Origin of the sequence: Mesorhizobium sp. M0208 (assembly GCF_040322015.1) — a bacterium.
GTDB lineage: Bacteria > Pseudomonadota > Alphaproteobacteria > Rhizobiales > Rhizobiaceae > Mesorhizobium.
Map to the genome: position 1 here is coordinate 1 of NZ_JAMYSP010000088.1, position 5,820 is coordinate 5,820.

A 5,820-nucleotide genomic window follows, 5' to 3' on the forward strand; every position below is an offset into this window, starting at 1 on the left:
CACCGCGCTCGCGCAGCCGCCCCCAATCCGTTGTCCCCACTGCCGCAGAACCCTCTCCGCTAAAAATCTGCCAAAGTAGTGCTAGGTGACGCGCATCGTTCCGCTGAGTGCGTCGCGCTCGTCTGGTGCAGCGTGCACGCGCCATTCGATGCGATCAGGGAAAAGCGCGAAGACGCCCGTAGCGAGGGTATGGATGTTGTCGTCGCATTTCCGGTCTGTGTCGCGGTAGATCGGGGCGCTCTCTTCGAAGAGCACCGCCTCCGCGCCACCCACGAGCGCACCTTCCGCAATCATCCGGTCTGCCGTTTCCTGCCGGTTACGAGATGACTGGGTAATCGTCTGCTCCAGCCCGTCGAATTCACTGAAGAGCAGGTGGTTGGCATGGGCTCGGGGCGACGCGGCCTCTCGAACAGCAAAACCGGAGGCGGGCGCCTCCACCGAGAGGAGCCGGCGTGTCTTCGCCTCGCCGAGATTGTGATGGAAGCCACTCGCACGGTCCTTGCGCTTCAGGATGTCAACCGCTTCGTCAAGACTTCTCGCATCGAGGATCGCGCGGCAGATGATCTGCCGCGGCACGCCAGGCTGAAGATCGTGGGCGCTGATATTGTTGACGGTCTGGACGATCCCAGCCTCGTTCAGTCCGAACGTGTGCCCCTGCACCATGCCGGGGTACATGAAGCAACTCCATGCCGGGCCCTCATCCGGCTCGACTTCGACCCAGAGACAGGCGCCGAGAATTTCTGCCGCGCCGTCGTCATTGTGGGCAATAATCGCCGGGCCATCACCTTCCCCGGGGATCATGAGCGAGGTGCAGCCTGTGGCAGCGAGAGCTTTCGTTGCCGGGGAGATGCCTTCGGGTAGGCGTAGGTCGCCACGGCAGTTCCAAAGGAAGACGTCTTCAAAATCCTGCCCTGCACCCTGGGCGATCCCCTCGATCTCGCGCACATAGCGCGGATACGCGGCGCGCGCCGCGGATTCCAATGTCTTCAGATGGTCGGATCCGCGCCAGCGTGCGTTCAGCGCCCGATAATATTCTGTGCGCAGGACCCCTTCGCTGAAGCCGGAGGCGCTGGCCCGCCCGAGCGCGAAGCCTATGGAGAAGGCATCGCCCTTGGCGCATACACGGGTGATAGTATTTCTGGACATGCGGGGCCTCTGTTTCACTGTGGGGTGCCGTCAAGATAGGGACGAGGGCAGGCTCGCGCCAAAGGCGGCGGCAAGCACGAGCGAGGCCGCGGCGAAACCCGCGCTTCCAGGAGGCCGAAGCGGGACATCGGTTTTCATGTTGTGGCTCGCCGGTGCGGCTTCAATCACTGGCGTTGGACTAGCGAGGGCGAGGTAAGCGCATTCATATTCATCGTTTGCTATTGGTTGGATCGGTTGAGGCGCGCCTTCAACTCCCGCCTCCTGGCATGCAGCACTGGCTCCGTATACCCGCTCGGCTGCTTGCGCCCCGTGAAGATCAGATCCCTCGCCGCAGCGAACGCGATAGAATTGTCGAAGTCCGATGCCATCGGCCGGTAGAGCGGGTCGCCGGCGTTCTGCTGATCGACGACCGCAGCCATGCGCTTCAACGTCTTCATCACCTGGTCGCGCGCGCAAACCCCGTGATGCAGCCAGTTCGCGATGTGCTGCGAGGAAATGCGTAGCGTGGCGCGGTCCTCCATCAGCGCGACGTCGTCGATGTCGGGCACCTTGGAGCAGCCGACGCCCTGGTCGATCCAGCGCACAACATAGCCGAGGATGCCCTGGCAGTTGTTGTCGAGCTCCTTCTGCATATCTTCCGGTGCCCAATTGGGCCGCACCGCTACCGGGATGGAAAGGATATCGTCCAGACTGGCGTGCGGACGGCTCTTCACGCTCTCCTGCACCGCATGTACATCGACGCGGTGATAGTGCGTGGCGTGGAGAGTCGCCGCCGTCGGCGACGGCACCCACGCCGTGTTGGCGCCGGCCTTCGGATGCCCGATCTTCTGCTCCAGCATGGCCGCCATCAGGTCGGGCATCGCCCACATGCCCTTGCCGATTTGAGCGCGCCCCGCGAGCCCGCAGGCCAGGCCGACGTCCACATTCCAGTTCTCGTAGGCCGCGATCCAGGTCGACTGCTTGATGTCGCCCTTGCGGATCATCGGCCCCGCTTCCATGGAAGTGTGGATCTCGTCGCCGGTGCGGTCCAGGAAGCCCGTATTGATGAACACCACGCGTTCGCGGCCGGCGCGGATGCACTCCTTGAGGTTCACCGTGGTGCGGCGCTCCTCGTCCATGATGCCCATTTTGAGCGTGTTGGCCGGAAGCCCAAGCGCTAGCTCGACACGGCGGAAGAGGTCGACCGCGAAGGCGACCTCCTCGGGTCCGTGCATCTTCGGCTTCACGATATAGACTGAGCCCGCTGGCGAATTTGCCCGCCGGCCATTCAGGCCAACATCGTGCAGCGCGATCATCGCAGTGATCATGGCATCCATGATGCCTTCCGGCACCTCATTGCCGTCGCGGTCGAGGATCGCCGGACTGGTCATCACGTGCCCCACATTTCTCACAAGCATCAGCGCGCGGGCGCGCAGGCGAAAGATCGATCCGTCGGGCGCGATGAACTCTCTGTCGGGGTTGAGGCTGCGTACAAAGGTCTTGCCTCCCTTGGAAATCTCCTCCAACAGGTCGCCGTTCATCAGGCCCAGCCAGTTTCGATAAACCATCACCTTGTCCTCGGCGTCGACCGCCGCGACCGAGTCCTCGCAATCCATGATCGTTGTGATCGCCGATTCCAGCCAGACGTCCGAAATATCGGCAACGTCCGACTGGCCGATGGCAGACGTCGGGTCGATCCGCACCTCGATATGGATGCCGTTGTTGCGCAGCAGGAAGTGCGTGGGCTTATGCGGCGCGCCGAGATAGCCGGCAAACTGATCCGGCCGCTTCAGGCCGATCATGCTGCCATGCGCGGTCTTGACGTGCAGCACCGCTTCCTCGACGGAAAAGCTGCGGGCGTCGCTCCAGCTTGCTCCGGCGAGCGGTACGGTATCGTCCAGCAGCTTGCGCGCCCAGCCGATTACCCGCTCGCCGCGCGCGGGATTGTAGCGCGGCCCGCGCTCGGCGCCTTGCGCCCCTGAAACGGCGTCGGTGCCGTAGAGCGCATCGTAGAGCGAGCCCCATCGCGCATTGGCCGCGTTCAGGGCGTAGCGCGCGTTCATCACCGGCACAACGAGCTGCGGTCCGGCGATCGTGGTGATCTCCGGGTCCACATTGGCTGTGGCGACTAGGAAGTCCGGTCCTTCCTTCACGAGATAACCGATCTCCTCGAGGAAAGCCTTGTAGGATTGCAGATCGGCATGGGAGCCGTGGCGGCGATGCCACTTGTCTATGGCCTCTTGGATCTCGTCGCGCTTGCGCAGCAATGCCCGGTTTGTGGGTGCAAGATCGTGCACGATGGCCGAAAAGGCCGCCCAAAATTCCGACTTGCGGATGCCGGTTCCCTGCAGCGCCTCGTCCACCACGAAGTCGTAGAGGTTCCTGTCGATCTTCAGCCCCGCGGCTTCGATGCGGCCGGCATTTAACTGCTGAATGTCCACCTTATCCTCCCTTATGCCGCCAGATGATCGAGGACAGGAAGATCCTTTGCGACGGTCTCAGCCAACATGGCTGATGTCGCAGCAGATAGTGTCCAGCCAAGGTGCCCGTGCCCGGTGTTATAGTAGACGCCCGGAGCCTTACCTTTGCCGACACGCGGCATCATGTTCGGCATCATTGGACGGAGGCCAGCCCACGGCACGATGCGGTTCGTGTTGACGCCCGGGAACAGCTGCCGCGTCCAGTCTACCAGAGGCCTTACGCGGTCTTCCCTTATGTCACGGTTCTGGCCATTGAACTCTGCGGTCCCGGCCACTCGGAAGCGCGCTTCACCAAGCCGGCTGGTGACGATTTTGGCACGGTCATCGAGGATGCTCACCCAAGGAGCGGCTTCCTGGGCCGCGTTGTCTTCCAGCTGGACCGTGATTGAGTAGCCCTTGACGGGATAAATGTTGAGGCGATCCCCCAACATCGCCGCGAAGTCACGGCTATTCGAGCCGGCGCAAACGACGATCGCGTCGGCCTCGATAACCTGAGCCGGGGAAGCATGGTTAGAGTAGGTCAGCCTGAACCGGTCGCGTCGCTCAATCTTCGTCACCGACGCGTCATAGTGAAAACTTCCACCACGCCGTTCGCACGCGCGGGCTAATCCGGTGGTGTACTTGTGGATGTCGCCTGTTGAGTCCGAAGGTGTGTAGAAACCCCCATAGAAAGCGCCCCGCAAGGCCGGCTCAATGGAAGCGATCTCGCTCACTGTTACCGGTCGCCTGTCCAGGCCTCCTTCGACGAGGAGTTGATTGACTTTCGTAGCGTGGTCGAAGCCCGTCTTATCCCAATAGACATGAAGGATTCCCCGGCGAACGTGATCGAAATCGATACCCTCACGCTCAGCGATCTCAAACATGTGCCTGCGCGCCGCTATCGCCAGCCGGGTGGTAGCAACAGTGTTCTCGCGATACTTGGCGATATGGGATACAAATTCCGCAAGCCAGCTATATTTGTGCCATGTCGGCGCGGGGTTCATGAGGAGTGGCGCGTCGCGCCTCGCCATCCACTTGATGCCCTTTAAGATCGTCGACCAGTGGTTCCAGACTTCCGCATTGCTCGCCGACAGCTGGCCGCCGTTTGCAAATGAGGTCTCCATTGCGGCATAGCGCTGACGCTCTAGCGCGGTGACCTCATACCCGTGTTCCAATAGGGCATAGGCTGTCGACACGCCGGTAATGCCGGCACCAATCACAACAATCTTAGGCATTTCAGTCTCCAGACAGGACAACGGGTTCGGGTCAGTCGGTCCGTGTTTCCTTCCTCAAATCTGTTCCCTGTAGAGAGTTTAGCCGGAGCGGCCCGGCTTTCCCTTCGGTGGACGCTGACGGCGTCTCTCTCCAGATTGTTCGGCAGTACGGTCGCTTGTACCTGAGTGTTTCCTTGGGGGTTGCTCCTTGGGTGTCGGCAGCGTGCCGATCTCTCCCATACTGCGATATTAAACGGTTCCGTTTATAGCTCTGTCCAACGACAGTTGCCGCCCAGCTATCCTTCATTCGTGAAACAGGTCCATCTTTTTTGACGGCGCGCTGAAACGCGCGAACCAAGAATGCCCCTTTTTCTTCGGCAACAACAAATGGGTCACTTGAGTGCCTCATGGAAGCACATCTGAGAACTCGAGGCACCGGAATGGCGAGTTTCTACTCCGCTTCTACCGAGCTCAACAACATTCACTGGCAATTGGTGTAGTATGCGGAGTAATGGTGATGTTTGTCTGTCGACGCCAGCCTGCGTATTGCTGCTCATGCACGCTGGCCGAAGAACTGCGTGCCAGCGGCGGGGCGGTCGCCACTATAAACGGGATATTCGAGTTCGTGGTTGCCGTTGCCGGCGTAAGCGTATTGGCTAGCCTGCTCCAAAACTTGGAGTTCGCGCAACTCTATGACGCCGGCGAAGCGTTGCGAGTCGCCGTATCTGACGGCGCCTCGCGCCATAGGTGAGCCAGTGGGAGAGGCTACGGCCAGCGGGAAAACCCGCGCATAGTGGTCGGCCCTGACGCTCGCGCCTTGGTCACCGCGGCGTATCTTGGACGGTGTCAACCCACCATAGAGTTCGACCGTATGGACTCGGAGATGCCGAACACTGTGTCCACGCCACGCTTCGAGCAGCGATCTTGGTGCCTCGCCCCTCGCGAGATCGCTGGCGGCCTGTTGGGTCGCCATCGCTGGTGTTCCGTGCTGCTGAAAGCTTAAGCAGAAACTGCTTTGTTCA

Annotated in this window: 4 protein-coding genes and 1 riboswitch; all 4 genes read right to left on the minus strand. The window is 61.3% G+C overall.

The genetic code is table 11. From position 1 onward, the window contains the following. Nucleotides 1-81: 81 nt before the first annotated feature. Nucleotides 82-1,146 (minus strand): C45 family autoproteolytic acyltransferase/hydrolase, encoded by a 1,065-nt coding sequence (locus NKJ17_RS33415; RefSeq protein ID WP_352691965.1) that lies wholly within the window; start codon nt 1,144-1,146, stop codon nt 82-84. A 218-nt stretch (nt 1,147-1,364) separates the two neighbouring features. After that, entirely contained in the window at nt 1,365-3,566 is a 2,202-nt protein-coding gene (locus NKJ17_RS33420) for a malate synthase G (protein WP_352691968.1), read from the minus strand. Nucleotides 3,567-3,577: 11 nt separating this feature from the next. Continuing rightward, entirely contained in the window at nt 3,578-4,819 is a 1,242-nt protein-coding gene (locus NKJ17_RS33425; RefSeq protein WP_352691969.1) for a D-amino acid dehydrogenase, read from the minus strand. Nucleotides 4,820-4,957: 138 nt separating this feature from the next. Further along, nucleotides 4,958-5,047, minus strand: a riboswitch (glycine riboswitch). Nucleotides 5,048-5,351: 304 nt separating this feature from the next. Next, nucleotides 5,352-5,820 (minus strand): hypothetical protein (locus NKJ17_RS33430; RefSeq protein ID WP_352691970.1); only part of this gene is annotated, 469 nt, incomplete at its 5' end.